Source organism: Cellulomonas sp. PS-H5 (assembly GCF_019265565.1).
GTDB lineage: Bacteria > Actinomycetota > Actinomycetes > Actinomycetales > Cellulomonadaceae > Cellulomonas.
In genome coordinates this window covers 12,125-37,783 of sequence record NZ_JAHVCI010000023.1, presented here as the reverse complement: position 1 = coordinate 37,783, position 25,659 = coordinate 12,125, and the positions used below count along the sequence as shown (strand labels likewise).

At 74.4% G+C, this 25,659-nt stretch carries 22 protein-coding genes; 9 read left to right on the top strand and 13 right to left on the bottom strand.

Annotated features, from left to right (window positions below; genetic code table 11):
• Positions 1–36: 36 nt before the first annotated feature.
• The 4 genes from dnaG to J5O08_RS10920 form a co-directional block, all read right to left on the bottom strand.
• Positions 37–2,325, bottom strand: a complete 2,289-nt coding sequence (gene dnaG, locus J5O08_RS10935) for a DNA primase (RefSeq protein ID WP_218706876.1) — start codon at positions 2,323–2,325, stop codon at positions 37–39.
• A 144-nt stretch (positions 2,326–2,469) separates the two neighbouring features.
• Positions 2,470–3,438, bottom strand: a complete 969-nt coding sequence (locus tag J5O08_RS10930; RefSeq protein ID WP_218706875.1) for a hypothetical protein — start codon at positions 3,436–3,438, stop codon at positions 2,470–2,472.
• The gene (locus J5O08_RS10925; protein WP_218706904.1) at positions 3,435–3,932 is read right to left on the bottom strand and encodes a SigE family RNA polymerase sigma factor; all 498 of its coding nucleotides are present in this window, start codon (positions 3,930–3,932) and stop codon (positions 3,435–3,437) included. Before J5O08_RS10925 ends, J5O08_RS10930 begins: the two co-directional genes overlap by 4 nt.
• A gap of 182 nt (positions 3,933–4,114) precedes the next feature.
• Positions 4,115–5,386, bottom strand: coding sequence for a deoxyguanosinetriphosphate triphosphohydrolase (locus tag J5O08_RS10920; protein ID WP_246855161.1), 1,272 nt, complete (start codon positions 5,384–5,386; stop codon positions 4,115–4,117).
• Positions 5,387–5,469: 83 nt separating this feature from the next.
• Here J5O08_RS10920 and J5O08_RS10915 point away from each other — a divergent pair, with 83 nt between their 5' ends.
• Positions 5,470–5,718 (top strand): hypothetical protein, encoded by a 249-nt coding sequence (locus J5O08_RS10915; RefSeq protein WP_218706874.1) that lies wholly within the window; start codon positions 5,470–5,472, stop codon positions 5,716–5,718.
• The gene (locus J5O08_RS10910; RefSeq protein ID WP_308281552.1) at positions 5,715–6,116 is read left to right on the top strand and encodes a PIN domain-containing protein; all 402 of its coding nucleotides are present in this window, start codon (positions 5,715–5,717) and stop codon (positions 6,114–6,116) included. The genes J5O08_RS10915 and J5O08_RS10910 overlap by 4 nt, the downstream gene beginning before the upstream one ends.
• A gap of 21 nt (positions 6,117–6,137) precedes the next feature.
• On the opposite strand, the gene J5O08_RS10905 is transcribed toward J5O08_RS10910, so the two are convergent.
• From J5O08_RS10905 to J5O08_RS10890, 4 genes are all read right to left on the bottom strand, one after another.
• The gene (locus J5O08_RS10905; RefSeq protein ID WP_255589623.1) at positions 6,138–8,072 is read right to left on the bottom strand and encodes a glycoside hydrolase family 13 protein; all 1,935 of its coding nucleotides are present in this window, start codon (positions 8,070–8,072) and stop codon (positions 6,138–6,140) included.
• Between the two features lie 5 nt (positions 8,073–8,077).
• Positions 8,078–8,956, bottom strand: a complete 879-nt coding sequence (locus J5O08_RS10900; protein WP_147793907.1) for a sugar ABC transporter permease — start codon at positions 8,954–8,956, stop codon at positions 8,078–8,080.
• Position 8,957: 1 nt separating this feature from the next.
• The gene (locus tag J5O08_RS10895) at positions 8,958–10,583 is read right to left on the bottom strand and encodes an ABC transporter permease subunit (protein ID WP_218706873.1); all 1,626 of its coding nucleotides are present in this window, start codon (positions 10,581–10,583) and stop codon (positions 8,958–8,960) included.
• 104 nt (positions 10,584–10,687) lie between these two features.
• Positions 10,688–11,929 (bottom strand): maltose ABC transporter substrate-binding protein, encoded by a 1,242-nt coding sequence (locus tag J5O08_RS10890; RefSeq protein WP_218706872.1) that lies wholly within the window; start codon positions 11,927–11,929, stop codon positions 10,688–10,690.
• A gap of 225 nt (positions 11,930–12,154) precedes the next feature.
• Here J5O08_RS10890 and J5O08_RS10885 point away from each other — a divergent pair, with 225 nt between their 5' ends.
• Genes J5O08_RS10885 through J5O08_RS10875 form a run of 3 tightly spaced genes read left to right on the top strand, consistent with a single transcriptional unit; the run spans position 12,155 to position 15,856 of the window.
• A complete protein-coding gene (locus J5O08_RS10885) occupies positions 12,155–13,183 on the top strand; it encodes a LacI family DNA-binding transcriptional regulator (RefSeq protein WP_218706871.1) in 1,029 nt (342 codons plus the stop codon).
• Positions 13,180–14,925 carry a glycoside hydrolase family 13 protein gene (locus tag J5O08_RS10880; RefSeq protein WP_374225970.1) on the top strand — a complete coding sequence of 582 codons (1,746 nt, stop codon included), beginning with the start codon at positions 13,180–13,182 and terminating at the stop codon, positions 14,923–14,925. Before J5O08_RS10885 ends, J5O08_RS10880 begins: the two co-directional genes overlap by 4 nt.
• 4 nt (positions 14,926–14,929) lie before the next feature.
• Positions 14,930–15,856 carry a PfkB family carbohydrate kinase gene (locus tag J5O08_RS10875; protein WP_308281551.1) on the top strand — a complete coding sequence of 309 codons (927 nt, stop codon included), beginning with the start codon at positions 14,930–14,932 and terminating at the stop codon, positions 15,854–15,856.
• Between the two features lie 225 nt (positions 15,857–16,081).
• Here the strand turns inward: J5O08_RS10875 and dusB are convergent, their stop codons facing one another.
• The gene (dusB, locus tag J5O08_RS10870; RefSeq protein WP_218706870.1) at positions 16,082–17,275 is read right to left on the bottom strand and encodes a tRNA dihydrouridine synthase DusB; all 1,194 of its coding nucleotides are present in this window, start codon (positions 17,273–17,275) and stop codon (positions 16,082–16,084) included.
• Positions 17,276–17,380: 105 nt separating this feature from the next.
• Between dusB and J5O08_RS10865 the strand changes: the two genes are divergently transcribed.
• Positions 17,381–18,658 (top strand): YibE/F family protein, encoded by a 1,278-nt coding sequence (locus J5O08_RS10865; RefSeq protein ID WP_308281550.1) that lies wholly within the window; start codon positions 17,381–17,383, stop codon positions 18,656–18,658.
• Positions 18,659–18,721: 63 nt separating this feature from the next.
• Here the strand turns inward: J5O08_RS10865 and J5O08_RS10860 are convergent, their stop codons facing one another.
• From J5O08_RS10860 to J5O08_RS10845, 4 genes are all read right to left on the bottom strand, one after another.
• Positions 18,722–19,636, bottom strand: a complete 915-nt coding sequence (locus tag J5O08_RS10860) for a permease prefix domain 1-containing protein (protein WP_218706869.1) — start codon at positions 19,634–19,636, stop codon at positions 18,722–18,724.
• Positions 19,633–20,010, bottom strand: a complete 378-nt coding sequence (locus tag J5O08_RS10855; protein WP_217615851.1) for a PadR family transcriptional regulator — start codon at positions 20,008–20,010, stop codon at positions 19,633–19,635. The genes J5O08_RS10860 and J5O08_RS10855 overlap by 4 nt, the downstream gene beginning before the upstream one ends.
• Positions 20,011–20,168: 158 nt before the next feature.
• Positions 20,169–21,296, bottom strand: a complete 1,128-nt coding sequence (locus J5O08_RS10850; RefSeq protein WP_308281549.1) for a YibE/F family protein — start codon at positions 21,294–21,296, stop codon at positions 20,169–20,171.
• An 86-nt stretch (positions 21,297–21,382) separates the two neighbouring features.
• Entirely contained in the window at positions 21,383–22,768 is a 1,386-nt protein-coding gene (locus tag J5O08_RS10845) for a glycine--tRNA ligase (RefSeq protein WP_147793914.1), read from the bottom strand.
• A gap of 168 nt (positions 22,769–22,936) precedes the next feature.
• On the opposite strand from J5O08_RS10845, the gene J5O08_RS10840 reads away from it, so the two are divergent.
• The 3 genes from J5O08_RS10840 to J5O08_RS10830 are packed head-to-tail and all read left to right on the top strand — an operon-like array spanning position 22,937 to position 25,592.
• Entirely contained in the window at positions 22,937–23,887 is a 951-nt protein-coding gene (locus J5O08_RS10840; protein WP_218706868.1) for a metal ABC transporter substrate-binding protein, read from the top strand.
• On the top strand, positions 23,884–24,675 hold the full coding sequence (locus J5O08_RS10835; RefSeq protein ID WP_218706867.1) for a metal ABC transporter ATP-binding protein: 792 nt from the start codon (positions 23,884–23,886) through the stop codon (positions 24,673–24,675). Before J5O08_RS10840 ends, J5O08_RS10835 begins: the two co-directional genes overlap by 4 nt.
• Before the next feature lie 23 nt (positions 24,676–24,698).
• On the top strand, positions 24,699–25,592 hold the full coding sequence (locus J5O08_RS10830) for a metal ABC transporter permease (protein ID WP_218706896.1): 894 nt from the start codon (positions 24,699–24,701) through the stop codon (positions 25,590–25,592).
• Positions 25,593–25,659 lie beyond the last annotated feature (67 nt).

Genomic DNA, 25,659 nt, shown 5'->3' with positions numbered 1-25,659 from the left:
CGTACCGCCGGGACACACAGCGACGGATCGGGCGGCTCAGGCGCTCTCGCGCAGGGCCCGACGCCGGTTCTCGTGCTCGAACAGCTCGCGAGCGAGGTCGCGGTACCCGTCCGGGTCGGCCTGCGCGTCCATCCGCTGCAGGCGTCCCCGCAGGTCGGCGATGTGCCGGGTGAGCTCCATCTCGACCAGCGCCATGACCAGCCCGCGCGCGTACCCCGGCAGCCGGTCGGGGCGGTCCTCGGGCAGCGGCGCGACGGCGAGGCGGGTGATCAGGCCCGCGACCGGCGACGCCGCCTCCTCGCGGACGGCCTCCACCCAGCCGACCGCGCCGGCCGGGCCCTCGGCCGCGACCTTGGCGCGCGCGGCGGCGGCCCCGCCCGCGGCGCGGATCGCGGCGTGCACGGCCCGGTACGCGGGCGCGCTGAACGCCTCGGGCGGCAGGTCGTCGAACTCCGGCGGCACGGCGTCCGGCATCTGCAGCACGGCCTCGAGCGCGCGCCGCTCGGTCGCGGTGACCGGGTCGCGCGGGTCGGGCATCGCCATCTGGGGCGCGGGCAGCGGGGTCGCGGCGTCGCGCTGCCCCGGGCCGGCGCCGGCCTGGTCCAGGTCGTGCGGAGGCGCCTCGTCGTACGGCTCCGGCGGCGGCTCGTCGAACCGCTGCCCGTAGCCCTGGCCCGGGTTGGACGGGCCGCGCCCGCCGCCCTGGCCGAACCGGTCGCCGCCGCGCCGGTCGTCCCAGCGACCGCCGCCACCGCCACCGCCGCGGGACCCGCCGCCCTGGCCGCCACCGGGTCGTCCGCCGCCCTTGCCGCCGCGCCCGCCGTCCCGGCGCCAGCCGCCCTCCTCCGGGCCCGGGGGCACGAACGCCGTCCGGCCGGCGTTGCTGCCGTAGCCGCCGCCCTGGCCGTAGCCCGACGACGGTGCGCCCCGCCCGGCGTCCCGGCCACCTGACGAGGACCGCCCGCCGCGCGAGGCCTGCTGCACCGCGCGCTGCACCGTCTCGATGTCCATGCCGAGCCAGCCCGCGAGCATGCGGGTGTACTCGGGGCGCAGCGCGGCGTCCCGGATGCCGCCGGGGATCGGCGCGGCGGCGCGCAGTGCGGCCACCCGGCCCTCCGCGGTGTGCAGGTCGTAGCCCTGCAGCGTCGTGCGGATGACGAACTCGAACAGCGGCTGCCGGGTCTTCACCAGCGCGCGCACCGCGTCCGGTCCCTGCGCCTGACGCAGGTCGCACGGGTCCATGCCGCCGTCGGCGACGGCCACGAAGGTCTGGGCGCTGAACGCCTGGTCCTCGCCGAACGCGCGCATCGCGGCCTTCTGCCCGGCGGAGTCGCCGTCGAAGGTGAACACGACCTCGCCGCCGACCGACTCCCCCGAGGCCAGCTGGATGCCGGAGCCGGCCCCGCCCGCGCCCATGAGCCGCCGCACGATGCGCGCGTGGTCCGAGCCGAACGCCGTGCCGCAGGTCGCGACCGCGGTCCCGACGCCGGACAGGTGCATGGCCATGACGTCGGTGTAGCCCTCGACGACGACGACCTGCTTGTTCTTCGCGATCTCGCGCTTGGCCAGGTCGATGCCGTAGAGCACCTGCGACTTCTTGTAGAGCGGGGTCTCCGGGGTGTTCAGGTACTTCGGGCCCTGGTCGTCCTCGTAGAGCCGGCGGGCGCCGAACCCGACCGTGTCGCCGGTGACCTCGCGGATCGGCCACACCAGGCGGCCGCGGAACCGGTCGTACAGCCCGCGGTTGCCCTGGCTCATCAGGCCGCTGGCGGTGAGCTCGGCCTCGGTGAACGACCGTCCGCGCAGGTGCCGCAGCAGGTGGTCCCAGCCCTGGGGCGCGTACCCGATGCCGAACTGCTCGGCGGCCGCGCGGTCGAACCCGCGCTCCGCGAGGAACTGCCGGGCCGTCGCGCCCTCCGGGGACAGCAGCTGCTCGGCGAAGTACTCGGCCGCGACGCGGTGCGCCTCCAGCAGCCGCTGCCGCTTGCCGGGCTCGTGCCCGGGGCGCGGCCCGCCGCCCTCCTCGTACCGCAGCGTCACGCCGGCGCGGCCGGCCAGGTACTCGACCGCCTCGGTGAACGGCAGGCCGTCGATCTTCTGGATGAAGTCGATGACGTCGCCGCCCTCGCCGCACCCGAAGCAGTGGTACAGCCCGACCTGCGGGCGGACGTGGAACGACGGCGACTTCTCGTCGTGGAACGGGCACAGGCCCTTCATCGAGCCGACGCCGGCGGTCTTCAGCGCGACGTGCTCGCCGACGACGTCCTCGATCCGGGCGCGCTCGCGGACCGTCTGCACGTCCTCCCGCCGGATCCGTCCCGCCACGGTGACGATCCTAGGTGCCCGGCGACGGCCACTCGGCCGCGCGTGACCAGCGCCACCGCCGAGGTCGGCGGTTGCGTCCACCCCGGGGGTGGCGCAACCGCCGACCTGGGGCGGAACCGTCGACCTCGAGCCCCTGCGGGCAGGTCAGCAGGTGTCCCACGAGCGGCAGCCGGTGCCGTCGAGGGACGGCTGGGCCGGGACCGCGTCCGCGGGCGACTGCTGGAACACACGGGTGTTCGCGCCCGAGTTCATCTCGAGGATGAGCCCCGTGGCCGGGTCGACGACGATCCGCTCGGCGCCGCCCTGCGCACCGGGCCGGGTCAGGACCTCGCCCGCGCGACCCAGCGAGTCCTCGCCGGGGACGACGGTCGACCCCGGGAGCGAGCCTGCGACCTGCCACGCCGCCTGGAGCAGCGCGGTCGGCAGCCAGCCCGGGTTGTTGTTCAGCAGGTCGTACGCCATCCCGTAGACCTTCTCGTCGTCGCTGCCGCTCCGGCGGTCGGGCTCGATGCTGTCGCGGAACACCTGCTCGAGCGCTGCCGGGTCGGTGGGAAGCACGTCAGGATCGCGCACCTCGTCGATCCACCGGCCGTCGATGCGGAACCGACCGGCCGTGTACGACGGCGCCGTCGCCTCGGTGTTGCCGAGGTCGCCACCCCAGACGAGCAGCCCCGGACGGTCCGGGCTCTGCCACGACTCGTGGCGGTCCGTCACCCCGTCCGGCGCCACGGTCAACGTGTACCAGTACGGCGCCGCCCCCTGCGCGGTGCCGGCCCGGAGCGCCGCGTCGGCCGCAGCCTCGGCAGCATCCCGCGTATTTTCGGCGGCCGTGGCCTGTGCCGACGCGTCCGCCGACGGCTCGGCCGTCGCCACCGGCGTCGCCGTCCCCGCCGGCCCGGCCAGCGTGTGCGTCGACCACGGCGCCCCCCACGCCTGCCCGACCAGCACGCCGGCGAGCACCAGCCCGCCGGCCGCGCCCGCCCCGGCCGCGCGGGTCCAGGCCCGCCGTCGCCGGGCGCGCGGCACGACGCCCGTGAGGTGCACGTCGATCGTCGGGGCGGCGGCCTCGACGCGGGAGCGCAGGTCGCGGGCGAACTCGTCGTCGGTGCTCATCGGGTGCTCCTCGGGTCGGTGGGGCGGCCGGGGCCGGCGGCGGCGTCCTCGCCGAGCGAGGCGCGCAGCCGCGCGAGCGCGCGCGACGCGGTGGACTTCACGGTGCCGACGGTGACGCCCAGGTCCTCGGCGACCTCGGCCTCGGACAGGCCCTCCAGGTGCCGCAGGACGACGACGCGCCGCTGGCGGGTGCTGAGCGTGGCGAGCGCCCGGACCAGCTGGTCGCGGTCCGCCTGCCGCTGGGCGCCGGACGGGGTCGCGCCGTCCGGGAGGTCGCCGGGGTCGGTCAGGACTTCGCGGCGGCGGCGCCGCCAGGTGTCGATGCGCAGGTTCGCCAGCACGCGCCGGGCGTAGGCGAGCGGGTCGCGCTCCCGCGCCCGCGGCCACGCCAGGTAGGTGCGGACGAGCGCCTGCTGCACGAGCTCGTCGGCCTGGTGCACGTCGCCGCACAGCAACCACGCGGTCCGGGCGAGCGCCGGCGCGGCGTCCCCCATGAACAGGGCGAACTCCTCGTCGGCGGTCGCCCGGCGGGTGGGCTCGCGGCGCGCCCCGCGGTCCGGGGCGCGGTCGGGCTGCACGGGGAGCAGCAGCTCCGCCGGCGCGTCGGGCCCCTCGGCCGGGGCGGCGATGGTGACTCTCACACCCGGTACACGCACCGCGGGGCCCGAAGGTTGCGTCAGTACCGCGGCGGGGGCGCCAGGCGCGCGTGCCAGGCGGCCGCGCTGACGTCGGTGAGCGACGCCACCTGGTCCACCACGACCCGGAGCCGGGCCGCGTCGTCGGCCGCCGCGCGCCAGTCCGCCGCGAACGGCGGCTCCAGCGCCAGCGGCGCCCGCTCGGACAGCACGTGCACCAGGTCGGCGAGGATCTCGCGCTGGCGCTGGTAGAGCGGCTCGAGCTCGCGGGGCGCCATGACGTAGGCGACGGCGAGACCCTTGAGCACGAGGATCTCGGCCTGGGTCTCCTCGGGCACGATGAGGTCGGCGGCGTACCGGGTCAGCGGGCCGGGCCCGTACTGCTCGCGGGTGGCGACCTGCGCGGCGCGGGCGAACCGGCCGATCAGCTGGCTGGTGGTGTCCTTGAGCGCCGCGAGCGCCCGCCGGGTGCCGTCGAAGCCGGGGCGCCACAGCTCGGCCGCGACCAGCCGGTCCATCGCGGCCTCGAGCCCGGCGGCGTCGATCGCGTCGCCGTACCAGGTCTGGATCGCCTCGACGACCCGCGCGCGCTGGTCCGGGACGGTCAGCACCCACAGGTCGAACCGGCCGCCCACGACCGCGTCCTCGACGTCGTGCACCGAGTACGAGATGTCGTCGGCGAGGTCCATGACCTGCGCCTCCAGGCACTTGCGCCCGACCGGGGACCCGTCGCGCAGCCAGGTGAACACCGGCAGGTCGTCGGCGTAGACGCCGAACTTGTGCGTCGGGCGGCCGGTCGCGGACAGCGGCCCCTCGCCCACGCCCCACGGGTACTTCACCGAGGCGTCGAGCGAGGCACGCGTGAGGTTGAGCCCGACCGCGACGCCGTCCGGGCCGACGACCTTCGGCTCCAGGCGGGTCAGCAGCCGCAGCGTCTGGGCGTTGCCCTCGAAGCCGCCGATGTCCCGGGAGAGGTGGGCCAGCGCGCGCTCGCCGTTGTGGCCGAACGGCGGGTGGCCGAGGTCGTGCGCAAGGCAGGCGGTGTCGACGACGTCGGGGTCGCAGCCGAGGGTCTTGCCGATCTCCCGGCCGACCTGCGCCACCTCGAGGGTGTGGGTCAGCCGGGTGCGGACGAAGTCGTCGGTCGACGGGCCGAGCACCTGGGTCTTGGCGCCGAGCCTGCGCAGGGCCGAGGAGTGCACCAGGCGCGCGCGGTCGCGCTCGAACGGGGTCCGGGAGCGCGACTTGGGCGCCTCGGCGACCCAGCGCTCCCGGTCGGCGTCGACGTAGCCGTCGGGGTGCTCGCTGGTCACAGGCCCCAGTTTAGGTGGCGGGCGCCGACATCGGTCACCGATGAGCTCTACCCTTGCATGCGCAGTGCATGCACAATGGTGGCATGGTGGCACTCCAGATCCGCGACATCCCCGAGGATGTCCGTGACGTACTGACTCGGCGCGCCCGCGCGAAGGGCCAGAGCCTGCAGGCCTACCTGCGCGAGATGGTGCTCCGTGACGCCGCGTTCGACGACAACCTCACCCTGCTGGACGCGGTCGCCCACGCACGCCGGGGCGCCGTCGGCACGGGCGACGACGTGCTGGCCGCGCTCGACGCTGCCCGCCGCGACCGCCCGGGCGTCGCCGGGTGATCGTCCTCGACGCCTCGGCGTTCGCCCTCCTCTTCACCGGCTCGGACCCCCGCGCCGACGAAGCCGACCGGGTGCTGCGCGCCGATCCCGTGTGGGTCGTCCCCGAGCAGTGGCACGTCGAGGTGCTCGCCGTGATCCGCGGGCTGCTGCTCGGCGGGAAGCTGGACCCCGGCCAGGCCGACGCGGCCGTCGCGACGCTCGCCACGGCGACCGTCGCCGTCACACCCACCGCGCCGCTGCTCCCGCGCATGTGGCAGATCCGCGACAACCTGTCGGCGTACGACGCGGCCTACGTCGCCGCCGCCGAGTTGCGGGACGCCACCCTGGTCACCGCCGACGCCCGGATCGCACGCGCGGGCGTCGCCCGGTGCCCCATCCGGACGATCGCCCCCGCCTGACCGGGGAAGGTCCACCCGAGGTCACGCCAGCCGCCACACCTGCACCCCCGGGCCGTCGCCCGGCAGCCGCAGCCCGCCGGGCTCCACGCCGAGCGCCGCCCCGCCGTGCAGGTTCTCCGGCTGCTCCCCCGCCGCCAGCAGGTGCCCCGGCAGCAGCGCGCCGTCCCACGGCGCCCGCGCCGCGAGCACCAGCACCCGCTCCTCGGCGCTCTCCCGCAGGTACGCGATCGCGTCGTCCCGGACGAGCACCCAGCGCAGCCCGCCCTCGCGGAGCGCGCGGGACGACCGGCGCAGGGCGATCAGCGACCGGTAGGTGTCGAACAGCCCGGCGTCCCACGCGGGCCCGCCGCCGGCGTCGATCTGGTCCCACGGCATCGGGACGCGCGAGTTCTCGCCGTTGCGCCCGACCAGCCCGCCCTCGTCCCCCGCGAACAGCACCGGCGTGCCGGGGTAGGTCATCAGCAGGCCGACGCCCACCTCGACCAGCTCGCGCGAGCCCGCGATGGTCCGGAACCGCGCGGTGTCGTGCGAGCCCAGCAGGTTCCACTGGTGGGTGGTGACGCTCCACGGCACGGCTGCGCCGAACTCCCGCATCGCCGCCACGGCCGCGGTGCCGGGTCGGCGCGGGATCCCCACGGGCAGCTCGACGTACCGCAGCCCCGCCGCGGCCTCGGACGCCGGGTCGGTGAGCCAGGTCCACACCGGCCGGGTGAACGCGGAGTAGTTCATCGTGCCGTGCCAGCCGCCCGCGGCCCGGAGGTCGGCGCCGGCGTCGTGGAAGTGCTCCGCGATCAGGACGGCGTCCGGGTTGATCGCGGCCATGGCCGCGCGCATCCGCTCGGCGACCTCGTGCGTCAGGTCGTCCGCGCCCTGCCGGCCGGTCATGTTCGCGACGTCGACCCGCCAGCCGTCCATGCCGAACGGCTCGGACAGGTAGCGGCCGACGATCGACGACGGCCCGCCGAACATCCGCGCGGCCAGCGCGGGCGCGTGGTGGTCGAGCTTCGGCAGCGAGGCGTGACCCAGCCAGCCGACGTAGCCGGGCTCGGCGTCCTGCCAGTAGTAGAAGGAGCGCTCCTCCGACGCCGGGTCCCCGAGCGCCCGCCGGAACCAGTCGTGCGCGTCGCCGGTGTGGTTGGTCGTGAGGTCGCCGACCAGCCGCATCCCGCGGCCGTGCAGCGCGCGGGACAGCGAGGCGAACGCCTCGTCGCCGCCCAGGACCGGGTCGACGTGGTCGAAGGTGCGCGCGTCGTAGCGGTGGTTCGACCGGCCGGGGAACACCGGGGTCAGGTACAGGGTGTCGACGCCGAGCCGCTGCAGGTGGTCGAGCCGCTGCTCGATGCCCCCGAGGTCGCCGCCGTACAGCTGCGTCCCGGTGCCGGGCCCGCCGCCGATGGGCTCGTCGCCCCACGCCGCGGGCAGTGCCCAGTCGGGCAGGTCGCCCGCGGGCGGGCCGTCGTGCCGGCCCGAGGACCGCGCGAACCGGTCCGGGAACACCTGGTAGACCACGGCGTCCCGCGCCCAGTCCGGTCCCGCCGGCGTGGTCGCGAGCCGGAAGTCGGAGGTGTCCGGCACGTCCCGGGCGATGGTGCCCTCGCCGTTCAGCCACTCCTGGCCGCCGGGGCGACCCGGACCGGCCAGCAGGAACCGGTACGACGTCACCGGGTTCGTCACCGGGACGTCGGCGGTGAACCAGCGCTCGTGGGCGTCGCCGCCGTCGGCCCGCGCCGGGTACACCCGGGGCTCGCCGTCCTCGACGACCCGGAGCCACACCTCGGGGTCCGGCCCGGCACCGGCGGGCACCCGCACCCGCACGGGCACCACGTCGCCGAGCGACGGCGTCCCGCCCGGGACGTAGAGCGCGGAGCCGTCGTGGTGGGCGCCGAGCGGCACCGGGACGGCGTCGGACGCGGCGGGGCCGGCGGCGTGCCGGCCCCGCGTCGTCGGGTCGGACAAGCGCGTCAGCCCTTCACCGAGCCGGCGGTCAGGCCGCCGACGATGTACTTCTGCAGGAACAGGAACAGCAGCACGACCGGGATCGCGGCGAGCACGGCGCCCGCGGCGAAGATGCCCCAGCGCGCGTTCCGCTCGTCGGACGCCCAGTTGTAGAGGCCGAGCGCGAGCGTGAACCGCTCGGGCCGCTGCAGCACGACCTTGGCGATGATGAACTCGCCGTAGGACGAGATGAACGACAGCAGGCCGACGACGGCGAGGATCGGCGCCACCAGCCGCAGGATGATCGTCCAGAAGATCTGCGCGTGGCTGGCGCCGTCGATCTTGGCGGCCTCGTCGATCTCCCGCGGGACGGTGTTGAAGAAGCCGTACATGAGGAACGTGTTCACGCCGAGCGCGCCGCCGAGGTAGACGCAGATCAGGCCGAGCTGGGTGTTCAGCCCGATGGCGGGGAACACCTCGGACAGCGACAGCAGTACCAGGAACAGCGCCACGAACGCGAGCATCTGCGGGAACATCTGCACCAGCAGCAGCGTGGTCAGGCCCGACCGGCGGCCGCGGAACCGGAACCGCGAGAAGGCGTAGGCCGCGGCGGCGCCCATGAGCACGGTGCCGACGGCGGTCGCGGTGGACACCACGAGCGAGTTGACGGCCCAGTTGTAGTACCCACGGGAGCCCAGCTCCGTGTAGTTCTCGAGGCTGAACGTGCGGAACAGCTGGTTCGATCCGGTGAGCGTGCCGCCCGGGTTGAGCGACGCGGACAGGACGTACAGCAGCGGCAGCAGGCAGATCGCGATCATCACGACGCCGACGACGTGCCGCCAGCCGATCTCGGACCACCAGCGGCGGCCGCGCACGGCGGTGTGCAGCTCGGGCGAGCGGGCCATCTCAGATCTCCTCGAGGGTGCGGGTGCGACGGAAGCCGAGGTAGGAGATGACCCCGACGATCAGGAAGATGACGATCGACAGCGCGCTGGCGACGCCGTACTGCTTGACCCCGGACTCGAAGGCCACGGAGTAGACCATCGAGATGAGGATGTCCGTGTGGCCCACGACGTACGGGGTGCCCACGAAGTTCGGGCCGCCGCCGGTCAGCATGTAGATCAGCGAGAAGTTGTTGAAGTTGAACGCGAAGCTCGAGATCAGCAGCGGCGCGACCGACACCATCAGCAGCGGCAGCGTGAGCGACCGGAAGATCCGCCAGCGGCCGGCGCCGTCGATCCGCGCGGCCTCCGTCATGTCGTGCGGGATGGACTGCAGCGCGCCCGTGCAGATGAGGAACATGTACGGGAAGCCGAGCCACAGGTTCACGCCGATGATCGCGGCCTTCGCCAGCCACGGGTCGCTGAGCCACGGGATCGACGCCCCGCCGAGCAGCACCTCGTTGATGAGGCCGAACCGCTCGTTCAGCATGCCGCGCCACACCAGGGCCGACAGGAAGCCGGGGAACGCGTACGGGAGGATCAGCAGCGAGCGGTAGACCTTGCGGCCGCGCACCCGGGGCTCGTTGAACGTGATCGCGAGGAACAGGCCGAGCGCGAACGTCGTCACCACGGACAGGAACGCGAACGCGAACGTCCAGACGAAGATCTGCGCGAACGGCCCGGCCATCCGGGAGTCGGTGACCATCGCGGTGAAGTTGTCGAAGCCGACGCCGACCCGCCAGCCCGGGGTCAGCCGCTGGCCGTCCTCGGACACGAAGTTGCCGCCCTCGCCGGGCGTGTAGACGGTGCCGGTCTCGGCGTCGGTGAAGGTGTCGCTCGCGGCGTCGTACTCGAGCGTCGACTGGAACACGTAGCCGGTCGAGCCGTCCTGGGTGCGGACCGAGCCGTCGGCGGGGTCGTCGGAGAACGGCACCCGCAGCGAGGTGATGGCCTCCTGGTCGGCGGCGACCTGGGCGAAGCCGAGCACCTCCCAGCCGGGGACCTCGGTGATGCGGCCGGACTCGACGGTGGCGTCGACGTCCTCGAACGGCTGCTCGGCGGTGCCGACCTGGGCGTCGCCGTCCTCGGTGACGACCGCGAAGCCGAGCTCGTCGCCGTTCTGCACGACCGTGAGCGGCAGCGCGGGCGATCCCTCGACGCGGCGCTCGTTCTGGGCGGCGATCTGCGTGATCGCGTCGGCCTTGGTCGAGTTGTGGCCGTCGCCGTAGTTCGTGAACGCGACGTAGCCGGTGTAGGCCATCGCGAACAGCTGGTAGACGACCAGGAACACCAGGCCGGGCACCAGGTACTTCGCCGGCAGCATCCGACGGGAGAAGTAGGCCCAGTTCGCCGCGCCGAGCGCGACGACCAGGAACGCCAGGATCCCCCACTGGGACACGGCCCAGGCGGACAGGATCCCATACACGCCGAGCGCGTCGACCGTGCCGATGAGGATCAGCTTGGCGATGAAGCCCGGGGAGAAGGAGCGGGCGTGCGACGTGGTGCCGCGGGGCACGCGCCGGCGGCGCGGCGGGCGTGCGGTCCCGGGGTCGTCGGGCGCGACCTCCTGGACGGTCGACTGGTCGGTCATGCGGGTGCCTCCGGGCGCGCGGCGGTGCTGGTGCTGCGGGATGGGGGGAAGAGCGGCGCGACCGCCGGGGCGCCTCGTGGGCACCCCGGCGGTCGCGGAGACGGTCAGCCGTCGATGGCGTCCTGGATGTTCTGGACCATCGCGTCCCACGCGCCGGCCGGGTCGGCCGTCTGGCCGCCGACGATCTGCGCCTCGGTCGCGCCCCAGAAGGACCACACCGAGCTCATCGCGGGGATGGCGGGCATCGGCGCGCCGGTGGCACCCGCGTCGTTGAAGCCCTGGAGGACCGGGTCGTCGACCTTGTCCGCGGAGGCGGTCAGCGCCGGCAGGCGGCCGCCGGCCTCGTACAGCGCGTCCTGCGCCTCCTCGGTGGTCAGGTAGTTGACCACGAACTCGTTGGCGAGGACCGGGTTGGCCGACTTCGCCGAGATGAACACGCCCTGCACGCCCACGAACGGCTGCGCGGGCTGGCCGCCGGCCGACGGGACCGGGAGGACGGAGATGTCCATGCCGGCCTCCTCGAACGCCGAGGTGTTCCACGGGCCGGTGACGATGTACGGCGCCTGGCCGTCGAGGAACGCCTGCTTGGCCTTGTCGCCGTCGACCGACAGGTCGAGGACCTTCTCCTGGCCGAGCTTGGCCAGGTACTGCGCGTACGCGTGGCCGGCGTCGCCGCCGAGCGCCAGCGTGTCGGTGTAGGAGCCGTCCGCGGCCTGCTCGAACACCGGGGCGCCGAACGAGGTCTGCAGCGGGTACAGGTGGTACGGGTCGGACTCCTCGCCCTGCTGGATCAGCACGGAGAAGTCGGTGCCCGCGGTCTGCGCCTGCGCGACGAGCTCGTCGAACGTGGTGGCCGGGGTGTCGGCCAGCAGCGCGTTGTTGCGCACCAGCGCGATGTTCTCGATCGAGATCGGCACGCCGTAGGTCTGGCCGTCGTAGGCCATGGCCTGGACCGCGGAGTCGGCGAACGCGTCGGCCTTGTCGCCGAGCTCGATCGGCGCGACCACGCCGTTGTTGACCCACTCGCCGAGGCCGTCGTGGGCCGAGACGATGATGTCCGGGCCCTCGCCGGTCGGGACCTGGGTCACGAAGTCGGGGCCGATGTCGCCCGTGGCCTTCTGGACCAGGTCGACCTCGACGCCGGACTCCTCGGTGAAGGCCTCGACGACAGGGCGCATGGAGTCGATGCGGGTGTCGTCGACCCACATCGTCAGGGTGCCCTCGGCGCCGGAGTCGGCGGCGGGGCTGTCGGAGGTGGCGTCGGACGGCGAGTCCGAGCTCGAGCAGGCCGCGAGGGCGAGCGCGAGGACGGCCGTCGTGGCGAGGGCGGGGATGCTCCGTCGCATCAGGGTGTCTCCCAGCGTCAGAAGGGGCGGTGCGAGCAGACCCCGGCACCGCCGGCGCTGGCTCGATGACCCGGACGGTAATCAACTTCCGGGCCTCGTTGCAAGCCGTTACGGTAACTTTCAGGCATCGGTTACAGTGCTCTCCGACCCGAGGGGACGAAGCTGCCCCGATCGGATGACGACAACGACGACGAGGAGGCGACGGTGCCCTCTACGCTCGCGACCGTGCGCACACGCCTCACCGACCTGGCCGAGCAGGCCGGCGTCTCCACCGCGACCGTCTCGCGGGTCCTCAACGGCAAGCCCGGCGTCTCCTCGCAGGCGAGGCAGGCCGTGCTGGCCGCCCTCGACGTGCTCGGCTACGAGCGGCCCGAGAAGCTCCGCACCCGTCCCGCGGGCCTCGTCGGCCTCGTGGTGCCCGAGCTGTCGAACCCGGTGTTCCCCGCGATGGCCCAGGCGATGGAGTCCATGCTGACCCAGCGCGGGTACACCCCGCTGCTGTGCGCCCAGCAGCCGGGCGGCACCACCGAGGACCAGTACGTCGAGATCCTGCTCGACCACGACGTGGCCGGGATCCTGTTCGTCTCGGGCCTGCACGCGGACACGCAGGCGTCGGTGGAGCGCTACCACGCGCTCCGCGGGCGCGGGCTGCCGATCGTGCTCGTCAACGGCCGGGCCGAGGCGGTCGACGCCCCGAGCATCGCGACCGACGACTCCGTCGCGATCGAGCTGTCCGTGCGGCACCTGGTCGCCCTCGGGCACCGCCGCATCGGCCTCGCCATCGGTCCCGAGCGGTTCGTGCCGGCGGCCCGCAAGCGGCGGGCGTTCGCCGAGCAGCTCCGCGCGCAGCTCGGCGTCGAGGACGCCGCGCCGCACGTCAACACCACCCTGTTCACGGTCGAGGGCGGCGCCACCGCGGCGCACGAGCTCATCGACTCGGGCCACACCGCGATCATCTGCGGGTCCGACCTCATGGCCCTCGGCGTGATCCGCGCCGCGCGGTCCCGCGGCCTGCGCGTCCCGGAGGACGTGTCGGTCGTCGGCTTCGACGACTCGCCGCTGATCGGCTTCACCGACCCGCCGCTGACGACGGTGCGCCAGCCCGTCCAGGCGATGGGCCAGGCCGCCGTCTCCGCGCTCATGGCGGAGATCAACGGCACCCCCACGTCGCGCACCGAGCTCCTGTTCCACCCCGAGCTCATCGTGCGCGGCTCCACCAGCTCTGCACCCGTTTCTCCCGGAGGACCAGCGTGACCCAGCTCGACCAGCAGCCGATCTCCCGCCCCGCCCCGGAGGTGGTGCACGAGCCCGGCCCCGTCGACGGCCCGTGGTGGCGGGACGCGGTCATCTACCAGGTGTACCCGCGGTCCTTCGCGGACGCGGACGGCGACGGCATCGGCGACCTGCCGGGCATCACCGCGCGGCTGGACCACCTGGCGGCGCTGGGTGTGGACGCCGTCTGGCTGTCCCCGTTCTACAAGTCCCCCCAGGCGGACGCGGGCTACGACGTCGCCGACTACCGGGACGTCGACCCGCTGTTCGGCACGCTGGCCGACTTCGACGCGCTGCTCGAGCGCGCGCACGCGCTCGGCCTCAAGGTCGTCGTCGACCTGGTCCCGAACCACTCCTCGGACGAGCACGTGTGGTTCCGGGAGGCGCTCACGACGCCGCCCGGCTCCCCCGAGCGCGCGCGGTACCTGTTCCGCGAGGGCCGCGGCGTCGACGGCACCGAGCCGCCGAACAACTGGGGCTCCATCTTCGGCGGCCCGGCCTGGACCCGGCTCACCCCCGAGCAGCACGGCGTCGACGACGGCCAGTGGTACCTGCACCTGTTCGACTCCAAGCAGCCCGACCTCGACTGGTCGAACCCCGAGGTCCGCGAGGAGTTCGAGGGCGTGCTGCGGTTCTGGCTGGACCGCGGGGTCGACGGCTTCCGGGTCGACGTCGCGCACGGGATGGTCAAGGCCGAGGGGCTGCCCGACTGGGACGGCCACGTGTCGATGATCGAGGGGGCCGACGACAGCGACGCCGTCTCCGGGTCCGGCAACCAGGGCCCGATGTTCGACCAGGACGGCGTGCACGAGATTTACCGCGCGTGGCGCCAGGTCCTCGACGAGTACGACGGCGACCGGATGCTCGTCGCCGAGGCCTGGGTCGAGCCGCTGAGCCGCCTGGCCCGGTACGTCCGCCCCGACGAGATGCACCAGGCGTTCAACTTCGCGTTCCTCGCCACCGGCTGGGACGCCCCCGCGCTGAAGAAGGTCATCGCCGCGTCGTACCAGGTCAACGACACCGTCGGCGCCCCGACGACCTGGGTGATGTCGAACCACGACGTCGTCCGGCACGCCTCCCGCCTGGGCCTCGCCGACCCGTCGTCGCGGCCCAACGGCATCGGCGCCGAGGACGAGCAGCCCGACGCCGAGCTCGGCCTGCGCCGCGCCCGCGCCGCCTCGCTGCTCATGCTCGGCCTGCCGGGCTCCGCGTACGTCTACCAGGGCGAGGAGCTCGGCCTGCCCGAGCACACGGCGCTGGACGACGAGGTCCGCGAGGACCCGGCGTTCTTCCGCACGAACGGCGCCGAGAAGGGCCGCGACGGCTGCCGCGTCCCGCTGCCCTGGGAGGCCGACGCCCCGGGCTTCGGCTACTCGCCGAACGGGCGGACGTGGCTGCCGCAGCCCGCGGAGTGGGCCGCGTTCGCCGCCGACGCGCAGGACGGCGTCGAGGGCTCGACCCTCGAGCTGTACCGCGCCGCGCTGCGCCTGCGCCGGGCCGAGAAGCTCGGCCTGGGCGGGGCGTCCTGGGAGCCGGAGTTCCAGGACGACGAGGACGTCATCGCCGTGCGCAACGGCTCGGTCGTCGTCGTCGCGAACCTGGGCTCCTCCCCGGTCGCGCTGCCCGCCGGCGCCGAGGTGCTGCTGGCCTCCGGCCTGCCGGGCGACGCCCCGGTCGGCGCGGAGCTCCCCGGCGACACCACCGTCTGGCTCCGGGCGCGCTGACGCCGTGACGCACCCCGACGGGGCCGTCCCCGTGCACGGGGGCGGCCCCGTCGTCGTCGTGGGACCCGCCTCCTGGAACACGCTGGTCCGCCTCGATGCGCTGCCCGAGGCGCGGTCGCAGACGCTGTTCGCCTCCGGGCACCACGACGGGCTCGGCGGGACGTCCGCGGGCAAGGCCGTGACGCTCGCGGCTCTGGGGGTCGACGTGCGGCTGCGGACCGTGCTGGGCGCGGACGCGCTCGGCGACGCGGTGCGGGCGGCGCTCGACCACCCGCGGATCGCGCTCGACGCGGTGCCGGCGCGCGACGGGCTGACCGAGCGGCACGTCAACCTCATGGCCGCGGACGGCGGGCGGGTGTCGGTGTACCTGACGCTGCCGTCGCCGGGCGGGCCTGTGGACGCGACGGCCGGGCTCGCCGGCGCGCGGGCGGCGGTCGTGGACCTCGCGGAGCTGTCGGTCCCGGTGCTGGCCGCGGCGCGGGAGGCCGGGGTGCCGGTGTGGTGCGACGTGCACGACGACGACGGGGCGGCGGAGTTCCAGCGGCCGTTCGCCGACGGCGCGGATGTGCTGCTGGTGTCGGAGGCGCGGCTGGCGGACCCGGCGGCGTACCTGCGGGCGCGCGTCGCCGGCGGGGCCCGTCTGGCGGTGTGCACCCGCGGCGCGCGCGGGGCGCTGGCGCTGGACGCGGGCGGGTTCTGGGAGGTCGGCGCGGCTCCGGTCGACGCGGTCGTCGACACGAACGGCGCCGGCGACGCGTTCTTCGCGGGCCTGCTCGCGGCGACGCTCGAGGGCCTGCCCGCGCCGGACGCCCTGGCGTGGGCCAGCGCGGCGGGCGCCCTGGCGGTTGGGACGGAGTCGCTGGGCGCTCCGCACGCGAGCGCGGAGGCCGTGCGCACCCTCGCGGCCCGCATCCCGGTCACCCGCGCCTGACCCGGACTCCGGCACTCCGCGACCGCCCCACGGCCCCCCGCGACCACCCCACGCGCTCCCGACCCACGCTTCACGCACGCCGAGTGGGCAGTCGATGTCCCCTCGGGGCGTCCGATGGGGACATCGAGTGCCCAGTCGGCGAGAGTGTGGGTGTGGGTGTGGGTGTGGGTGTGGGCGTGGGTGTGGGTGTGGGTGTGGGTGTAGGTGTGGGCGGGCGCGGCGGCGTCAGCCGCCGCTGACGCTCAGCTCGGCCTCCGCCAGGCCGCGGCGGAAGTCCTCCGAGAGGTCCCGGCTGTCCAGCCAGCCGTCCGGGAGGTGCGGGCGCTTCGGGGTCCCGGCGCGGCCGCGCTGGCCCTCCGCCGCCTCGCCCGGGTACGGCTGGTCCAGGTCGAGCGCCGCGAGCCGGTCGTCCAGCTCGGCCAGGCTCGACACCAGGCCCAGCGCCGCGCGCTGCTCGCCGCCGACCACGTAGCCCTTCCAGTACCAGGCCATGTGCTTGCGGAGCTCGCGCAGCGCCTTGCCCTCGTCCCCGAACGCCTCGACCATCAGCTCGGCGTGCCGGCGGATGACCTGCGCGACGTACCGCGCGCCCGGCGTGATCCGCTCCGGCGAGCCGGCGAACGCGGCCGCGAGGTCGGCGAACAGCCACGGCCGTCCCTGGCAGCCGCGCCCCACGACGACGCCGTCGCAACCGGTCTCGCGGACCATGCGCACGGCGTCCTCCGCGGACCAGATGTCGCCGTTGCCGAGCACCGGGATGTCGGTGACGGTCTCCTTCAGCTTCGCGATCGCCGACCAGTCCGCGGTGCCGGAGTAGTACTGCTCGGCGGTGCGGGCGTGCAGCGCGACCGCGGCGACGCCGAGGTCCTGCGCGACGAGGCCGGCCTCGAGGTAGGTCAGGTGGTCGTCGTCGATGCCCTTGCGCATCTTGACCGTGACCGGGACGCCGTACGGGGAGGCCGCGTCGACGGCCGCCTTCAGGATCGACTCGAACAGCTCGCGCTTCCACGGCAGCGCGGAGCCGCCGCCTCGACGGGTGACCTTGGGCACCGGGCAGCCGAAGTTGAGGTCGACGTGGTCGGCCCGGTCCTCGGACGCGATGAGGTGCACCGCCGCGCCCACCGTCGCCGGGTCGACGCCGTAGACCTGCACCGAGCGCGGCTTCTCGTCGGGGGCGTGCGAGATGATCCGCATCGACTCCTCGCCGCGCTCGACCAGCGCCCGCGACGTCACCATCTCCGCGACGTACAGCCCGGCGCCCGACTCGCGGCACAACCGGCGGAACGCCGCGTTCGTCACGCCGGCCATCGGCGCGAGCACCACGGGCGTGTCGATCGTGAGCGGTCCGATGCGCAGCGGCGGGAGCACGTGCCCCTCGGCCACGGGGCCGGCCGGGTCGACGGTGGAGGGAGCGGTCATGCCTCGATTGTCCCCCACGGCGCGGGCGGACCCCGCGTCGGGCCGGTCGGCGCCCCGACGGCACGGCCCGCGGCGCGATCCCCGCGCACCCGGCAGAATCGCCCCGTGCCCTCACCCGCCGCCCTGCGCACCCGCCGCGTCATCGCCGCGATCCTGCTGCCGCTCGTGCTGGCCGCCGCCGTCGGCATGGCGTTGACCTGGCCGCACGGCGAGCCGTCGACCGCCCGCCAGATCAGCGACGTCGCGATCGACTACCCGACTGCGACGGTCACCGGCACCTCGGTCGAGCAGTGCCAGGGCACGGTCGAGGACCGGCTGCCCGACGGCACGATCCCCGACGAGGTGGCCTGCCTCCGGGTGCACGCCACCGTCACCAGCGGACCGGAGCAGGGGCGCGACGTCCAGGTGTGGGCCACGGCGTCCACCACCGCCGACCAGGTGCCGGCCGGCACCCGCATCCTGGTCGAGCACTACCCGGCGACCGGCTCCGACGACGAGGTCTGGGCCTGGCACGACTACGACCGGACGCTGCCCCTGGTGTCGATCGCACTGGTGTTCGCGCTCGCGATCATCCTGGTGGCGCGCGGCCGGGGGCTGCGGGCGCTCGTCGGCCTGCTCATCGCGTTCGCCGTCATCGGGGTGTACGTGCTGCCGGCGCTGGTCCGGGGCGAGAACCCGGTGGTCGTCGCGCTGAGCGCGTCGACGCTGATCATGGCCGTCGTGCTGTACCTGGCCCACGGGCTGTCGCTCCGGACGTCGGCGGCGCTGCTCGGCACGCTGGCCGGGCTCGCGGCGACGACCGGGCTCGGCATCCTCGGCGCGGAGTGGGCCCGGCTGTCGGGCGTCAGCAGCGAGGACTCCTACCGGCTTGCCCAGCTGCTCGGCGAGAGCGGGGCGACGTCGCTGCGCGGGCTGTTCCTCTGTGGCCTGGTGCTCGCCGGGCTCGGCGTGCTGAACGACGTGACGATCACCCAGGCGTCGGCGGTGTGGGAGCTGCGGGCGGTCTCCCCCGCGGCGACGCGGGGCGAGCTGTTCCGCGGCGGCATGCGGATCGGCCGGGACCACATCGCGTCGACCGTCTACACGATCGCGTTCGCCTACACCGGGGCCGCTCTGCCGGTGCTGCTGCTGCTCGAGCTGTACGGCCTGCCGCTCGGGCCGACGCTGACGTCCGGGGAGTTCGCGGAGGAGATCGTGCGGACCATGGTGTCGTCGATCGGCCTGGTGCTCGCGATCCCGCTGACGACCGGCATCGCGGCCCTGGTGGTCACCCGCGCTGGCGCGGCCCCGGCCCGGCACGCGGCCCCGGACACCCACGCCCACGCGCACGTGCACGCGGTCACGGCCGCTGACGCCGCCGAGCCGCTCCACCCGCCGAAGTAGGACCGCCCGCGCGAGGTAGGGCCGCAGACGGTCCTATCTCGACGCGGAGGTCCTACCTCGACGTCAGGAGGCGGAGCCGCGCGCGCCGGCGCCCGCCGGGAAGAGCATGCGGGCCAGCAGGAGGAAGTACAGCGGGACCACCGCGGCCAGGGCGAGCCACGACCACGCCAGCCCGACGGTCATCGTCAGCACCACGAACGCCAGGATTGCCACCAGGCCGAGCGCCGCGGAGTAGATGCCGAACCGCGCCGCCGCCTCGGGCTCGCGCGTGAACCGGTCCTGGCCGACGGCCTGCCGCCCGAGCTCGACGGTCCACGGCTTGTGCCGGTTGGTCTGCGTCACGCCGAGGACCACGAACCCGAGCACGCCGGCGACGAGCAGCGCCCCCGCCGCGACAGCGAGCCAGATCCGGCCCAGGTCGGCCGCGAACAGCCCACCGAGCCCGAGGGCCGTCACCACGGCCGCGCTCGCGGCGCCGAAGCCCAGCGCGCGCCCGCCCGGCAGCGGGTAGTTCTGCGTCGTCTCCTGGCGCAGCGCGTCGGCGACGACGACCCCGGTCGCCAGCCCGGCGACCACGGCGAGCGCCGTGCCCGCCCCGGCCGACCACGCCAGCACCCCGGTCGCGACCAGCGCCACCAGAGCCGCCGCGCCCGCCAGCACGACCGCGGCGAGCGTGACCCGCACGACGAACGCCGGCCGCGGCCGGACGCGGTGCGCGGACAGCAGCGCGGCGTACCCCGCGTCGTCCGCCGGGCCGTCGGCCACCGCGGCGACGACGTCGCGCAGGTCGCCGATCTCGGCCAGGGCCGTCCGGGCCGCCTCCGCGGGGGCGGCGCCGGCGGCCTCGAGGTCGGCGGCGCGGGCCATCAGGCTGGCGCGCACCTCCTCCTTGAGGTCCTGCGCCTCGTCCGAGGCCGGCGCCGCGGCGAACGCGCGGTCCAGCGCGCGGTGGATGCTCGTGTCGACGGTGGTGCTCATCGCGGGCCCTCCTCGAGGTCCAGGAGCGTGTTGATGATCTGCTGGGTGGCTCGCCAGTCGGCCACGTTGCGGCGGTACACGGCGCGCCCGGCGTCGGTGATCCGGTAGTACTTGCGGCGGCCGCCCTGGGACTCGTCGCCCCAGTAGGCCTCGACGAGGCCGTCGCGGGCGAGCCGCCGGAACGAGGCGTACAGCGTCGCCTCCTTGATCTCGTGCTGGCCGCCGGTCGCGTCGCGGATGGCCTTGTAGACCTCGAAGCCGTACCGGTCGGTGCGGCGCAGCACGCCGAGCACGATCGTGTCGGTGTGCCCTCGCAGCAGGTCGGCGGCGAACGCGTCCGACCCCGCGGCCGAGCGGTCGGGTGCCTGTGTCATGTCGAGTACCGTAACAGATCAACTACCCACGCCGACAGAGTTCCTGCCCAGAGCCACATCCGCCGAGATGGCAGCTCTCGGCTGTGACCGGGGCGCCGCGCACAGCCGAGAGTTGCCATCTCGGCGAAGAGCAACGCGGCCGGGCGAGAGGGCCGGGGTCAGGCTGTCGGGGTCGCGGCCTGGGCGGCGTCGGTGTCGGCGTCGCCTACCGGCTCCCCCGCCGCGGCAGCCGGGGCCGGGGCCAGGGCCGCGGCGATCGCGGTCGTCAGCGGGATCGCCAGCACCAGGCCGATCGAGCCGACGAGCGTCCGCACGACCTCCTCCGCGATCTCCCCGCTCGTCAGCGTGTCGAGCAGCGTCCGGTCGGACATCGCCACGAGCAGGATCAGCGGCAGCGCCGCCCCGAGGTACGCGAACGCCACGGTGTACACGGTCGACGCGATGTGGTCCCGCCCGATCCGCATCCCGCCGCGGAACAGGTCCCGGCGGGAGGCGGCGGGCGACAGCGCCCGGATCTCCCACACCGCCGACACCTGGGTGATCGTCACGTCGTTGAGCACGCCCAGGCCGGCGAGCACGATGCCGCACAGCAGGATGCCCTGCAGGTCCGCGAGCGGGGCGTTGGCCCGCAGGTCCAGCGCGTACTCGCCGCTCAGGAACGTCAGGTGCGTCGCCCCGGTGGCCCAGGCGGCGAGCGCACCCGTCGCCAGCAGCCCGCCGAGGGTGCCGAGCAACGCCGTCGACGTCCGGATCGACACCCCGTGCGCCAGGTACAGCAGCACGAACATGAGCGCCGACGCGGTGACCAGCGCGACGGGCAGCGGCGGACCGCCGGTCAGCAGGGCGGGCACCGTGAACCACAGGACCCCGCCGACCGACACGACCAGGCCCGCGAGCGCCCCGAGCCCGCGCAGCCGCGCCACCGCCAGCACGAGCACGCCCATGACGGCGGCCAGCAGCGCCATCGGCGGTCCGCGCACCAGGTCGACGAACACGTACGGCGCCGCACCCCCGGCCTGCGGCAGCGTCAGCACACGGATCCGGTCCCCCGCCTCGATGACGTCGAGGTACTCGGGCGCGACCTGCACGGTGATCGACGCGCCGTCGTCGGTATCCGCGAGCAGCGCCGGCCCGGTCTCCGCGTCCGCGAGCAGGTCGACGTCGGTGGCGGTCACCTCGACGTACGACGACCCGTCGGGCGTGGTCTGCAGCGTCGGCGCGTCCTCGCGCGGCCAGAGCGCCACGAGCCCGGCCACGGTCGCGAGCAGCGCGACGCCGAGCAGCACGACGACGACGGCGCGGGCCCGCCGCCCGACGGTGACGTCGGGGGCGGGACCCGCGCCGTGCGCGTGGCCGTGCGAGACGCCCAGGGTCAGGCCCCGACGAGCCGCTGCGCGAGGTAGCCGGTCACCTGGTCGAGCGCGACCCGCTCCTGGGTCATGTCGTCGCGGTGCCGGATCGTGACGGCCTGGTCCTCGAGCGTGTCGAAGTCGACCGTGATGCAGAACGGGGTGCCGATCTCGTCCTGGCGGCGGTACCGGCGGCCGATGGCGCCGGCGTCGTCGAAGTCGACGTTCCAGGACTTCCGGAGCTCCGCGGCGAGGTCGCGCGCCTTGGGCGACAGCGCCTCGTTGCGGGACAGCGGCAGGACGGCGGCCTTGACCGGCGCGAGGCGCGGGTCGAGCTTCAGAACCGTGCGCTTGTCGACCCCGCCCTTGGCGTTCGGCGCCTCGTCCTCGGCGTACGACTCGATGAGGAACGCCATGAGCGACCGGGTCAGGCCGGCGGCCGGCTCGATGACGTACGGCACCCAGCGCTCGTCCTTGGTCTGGTCGAAGTACGACAGGTCCTGCCCGGAGTGCTTGCTGTGCGTCGACAGGTCGAAGTCGGTGCGGTTCGCGATGCCCTCGAGCTCGCCCCACTCGGAGCCGCTGAAGCCGAACTTGTACTCGATGTCGACGGTCCGCTTGGAGTAGTGCGACAGCTTCTCGGCCGGGTGCTCGTAGTGCCGCAGGTTCTCGCGGGAGATGCCCAGGTCGACGTACCAGTCGGTGCGCTGGTCGATCCAGTACTGGTGCCAGGTCTCGTCGGTGCCCGGCTCGACGAAGAACTCCATCTCCATCTGCTCGAACTCGCGGGTCCGGAAGATGAAGTTGCCGGGCGTGATCTCGTTGCGGAACGACTTGCCGATCTGGCCGATGCCGAACGGCGGCTTCTTGCGGGCCGTGGTCAGCACGTTCGCGAAGTTCACGAAGATGCCCTGGGCGGTCTCGGGCCGCAGGTAGTGCAGGCCGGACTCGTCCTCGACGGGGCCGAGGTACGTCTTCAGCATCATGTTGAAGTCGCGCGGCTCGGTCCACTGGCCGCGGGTGCCGCAGTTCGGGCACGCGATGTCGGCGAGGCCGTTCTCGGGAGCGCGGCCCTTCTTCTCCTCGTACTCCTCGAGCATGTGGTCCTCGCGGAACCGCTTGTGGCAGTGCAGGCACTCCGTCAGCGGGTCGGTGAACACGCCGACGTGGCCCGAGGCGACCCACACCTGGCGGGGCAGGATCACGGCGGAGTCGAGGCCGACGACGTCGTCGCGCGACTGCACGACCGTGCGCCACCACTGCTTCTTGATGTTCTCCTTGAGCTCCACGCCCAGCGGCCCGTAGTCCCACGCGGAGCGGGAACCGCCGTAGATCTCGCCGCTCTGGAAGACGAAGCCGCGCCGCTTGGCGAGGGAGACGACGGAGTCGAGACGGGACGGTGCTGCCACGGTGAGTGCTCCTGGTGCCGGGGTCCTGCGCGCCTGGGTGGCGCGGAGGGAGGGATCGTCCGACAGGCTACCGGGCCGCGACCGCGCGTGACCGGCGGCGCCGCACCTCGGACGGACGCGTTGCCTCGCGGTTTTGACACTCGTTCTCAACAGTCCGATGATGGGGGCATGCCCCGTCGTCGCACCCTGCCCCTCGCCGTGTCCGCGGGGGTCGTCCTCGCCCTGTCCGCCTGCTCCTCCCCGGGCTCGGGCGGCTCCGGCGGCGGGTCCGGCGACGGCGACGGCATCGCGGTGCTGGCCTCGTTCTACCCGCTGCAGTACGTGGCGCAGCAGGTCGGCGGCGACCTCGTGTCCGTCGACACGCTGACGCCCCCCGGGGCCGAGCCGCACGACCTCGAGCTCTCCCCCGCCCAGGTGGACGAGGTGGGCCGCGCCGACCTGGTCGTGTACCTGTCGGAGTTCCAGGCCGCCGTGGACGACGCGGTGGACGCGAACCCGCCGGCGCACGTCGTGGACGCGGCGCAGGACACCGAGCTGCACGCCGCCGAGCACGGCGAGGACGGCGAGGAGGAGCACGCCGAGGACGACGGGCACGATCACGGCTCGCTCGACCCGCACTTCTGGCTGGACCCGACCCGGCTGCCCGCGGTCGCCGACGACGTCGCCGCGCAGCTGGCCGAGATCGACCCCGACCACGCCGACGAGTTCCAGGCGAACGCCGAGGCGTTCGCCCAGCAGATGGCCGACCTCGACGCCGAGTACTCCACGGGCCTGGCGTCGTGCGAGAGCCGCACGATCGTCACCACGCACGAGGCGTTCTCCTACCTCGCCGAGCGGTACGACCTCGAGCAGGTCGGGATCTCCGGCGTCGACCCGGAGGGCGAGCCGTCGCCGGCGCGCCTGGCCGAGGTCGGGAAGGTCGTGCAGGACGAGGGCGTGTCCACGATCTTCTTCGAGACGCTCGCCAGCCCGAAGGTCGCCGAGACGCTCGCCGACGAGCTGGGCGTCGACACCGCGGTGCTCGACCCGCTGGAGGGCCTGACGGACGACACGCAGGACTACGTCTCGGTTGCCCGGGCCAACCTGGAGACGCTCCGTACGGCACTCTCGTGCTCGTGACCGACACCACCGCGCCCGAGCCCGCGGTCCTCGCCACCGGCGTCGACGTCGTCCTCGGCGGCCACCAGATCCTGTCCGGCGTCGACCTGCGGGTCGAGCGCGGCGAGGTCGTCGCCCTGCTCGGCGCGAACGGCTCCGGGAAGTCCACCCTGGTCCGTGCCCTGCTGGGCATCGCGCCGCGCACCGCGGGCGAGGTCCGGCTGCTCGGGGGGGCGCTCGGCGACGGCGTGCCGTGGGAGCGGGTCGGCTACGTCCCGCAGCGGCTGCCCGCCGGCGGCGGCGTCCCGGCCACCGCGCTCGAGGTCGTGATGTCCGGCCTGGTGCACGGCCGCACGCTCCGCCCGCCGCGGGACGCCCGGAAGCGGGCGCTCGCCGCGCTGGAGGAGGTCGGCATGGCCCGGCACGCGCGCCGCTCGGTGCTCCAGATGTCGGGCGGCCAGCAGCAGCGGGTGCTGATCGCCCGCGCGCTGGTCCGTCAGCCCGACCTGCTCGTGCTCGACGAGCCGACCTCCGGGATCGACCTGCCGACCCAGGAGACGTTCGTCGCCACGGTCCGCCGGCTGCACGAGCAGGGCGGCACCGTCCTGGTGATCCTGCACGAGCTCGGCTCGTTCGCCGGCCTGATCGACCGGGCGGTCGCGCTGCGGCATGGCCGGGTCGTCTACGACGGCCCGCCGCCGACCCCGCGCGGCGAGCACGCCGGACCCGAGCACGAGCACACCCACCCGCACGCCGACCCGCCCCCGCCGGACCCGGGCACCGGGCTGTCCATGGAGGTCCTGCCGTGACGTGGTTCGAGACGCTCGGGGCGATGCTGTCGTCCCCGCTGATGCAGCGCGCGCTCATCGCGGCCGTGCTGGTCGGCGCCGCCGCACCGGTGGTCGGCACGTTCCTCGTGCAGCGCCGGCTCGCGCTGATGGGCGACGGGCTCGGCCACGTCGCGCTCACCGGCGTCGCGCTCGGCTGGCTGGTCGGCACCTGGGCGGGCCTGGTCCCCCAGGACGCGCTCGCGATCCCCGGTGCGGTGGTCGCCGCGCTGATCGGCTCGGTCGCGATCGAGTGGGTGCGCGCCCGCGGCCGCACCTCCGGCGACCTCGCGCTGGCGCTGATGTTCTACGGCGGCATCGCCGGCGGCGTGCTGCTGATCAAGCTGGCCGGCGGCACGAACGCGAACCTGGTGTCCTACCTGTTCGGCTCGATCTCGACCGTGTCGACCGGCGACCTGTGGTGGACCGCGGGCCTCGCCGTCGGCGTGCTGCTCGTCGGGCTCGGCCTGCGGCACGTGCTGTTCGCGGTGAGCCACGACGAGGAGTTCGCCCGCGGCTCGGGCCTGCCGGTGACCGCGCTCAACATGGTGGTCGCCGCGATGTCCGCGCTCACGGTCACGATCGCGATGCGCGTCGTCGGGCTGCTGCTGGTGAGCGCGCTGATGATCGTCCCGGTGGCGGTCGCGCAGCTCGTGGCCGGCTCGTTCACCCGGGTCATGGCCCTGGCGTCGGGCATCGGCGTCGCCGTCAGCGTCGTCGGGCTGTCGATCACCTACTGGGAGGACATCCCGCCGGGCGCGACGATCGTGCTGCTGGCGATCGGGCTGTACGCGGTCGCGGCGGTCACGCGGCCGCTGCTGGCGCGCCGCGGCGACGAGGCCCCGCACGACCCGCACCCGGAGCTGCCGGACGACGTGGAGCTGCCCGCGGCCCGCTGACGGCGTCGCCGGCCCCGGTCCGGTGGAGCGTTCTGCCCGACACGCCCCGGCGTGTCGGGCAGAACGC

Excerpts from the sequence above, each read along its gene's own strand:
- J5O08_RS10890 (WP_218706872.1), bottom strand. The coding sequence starts at position 11,929 with ATGCGACGGAGCATCCCCGCCCTCGCCACGACGGCCGTCCTCGCGCTC.
- J5O08_RS10925 (WP_218706904.1), bottom strand. The coding sequence starts at position 3,932 with ATGGGGGACGCCGCGCCGGCGCTCGCCCGGACCGCGTGGTTGCTGTGC.
- dusB (WP_218706870.1), bottom strand. The coding sequence starts at position 17,275 with ATGACCGCTCCCTCCACCGTCGACCCGGCCGGCCCCGTGGCCGAGGGG.
- J5O08_RS10900 (WP_147793907.1), bottom strand. The coding sequence starts at position 8,956 with ATGGCCCGCTCGCCCGAGCTGCACACCGCCGTGCGCGGCCGCCGCTGG.
- J5O08_RS10915 (WP_218706874.1), top strand. The coding sequence starts at position 5,470 with ATGGTGGCACTCCAGATCCGCGACATCCCCGAGGATGTCCGTGACGTA.
- J5O08_RS10860 (WP_218706869.1), bottom strand. The coding sequence starts at position 19,636 with ATGAGCACCACCGTCGACACGAGCATCCACCGCGCGCTGGACCGCGCG.
- J5O08_RS10840 (WP_218706868.1), top strand. The coding sequence starts at position 22,937 with ATGCCCCGTCGTCGCACCCTGCCCCTCGCCGTGTCCGCGGGGGTCGTC.
- J5O08_RS10930 (WP_218706875.1), bottom strand. The coding sequence starts at position 3,438 with ATGAGCACCGACGACGAGTTCGCCCGCGACCTGCGCTCCCGCGTCGAG.
- J5O08_RS10830 (WP_218706896.1), top strand. The coding sequence starts at position 24,699 with ATGCTGTCGTCCCCGCTGATGCAGCGCGCGCTCATCGCGGCCGTGCTG.
- J5O08_RS10855 (WP_217615851.1), bottom strand. The coding sequence starts at position 20,010 with ATGACACAGGCACCCGACCGCTCGGCCGCGGGGTCGGACGCGTTCGCC.
- J5O08_RS10895 (WP_218706873.1), bottom strand. The coding sequence starts at position 10,583 with ATGACCGACCAGTCGACCGTCCAGGAGGTCGCGCCCGACGACCCCGGG.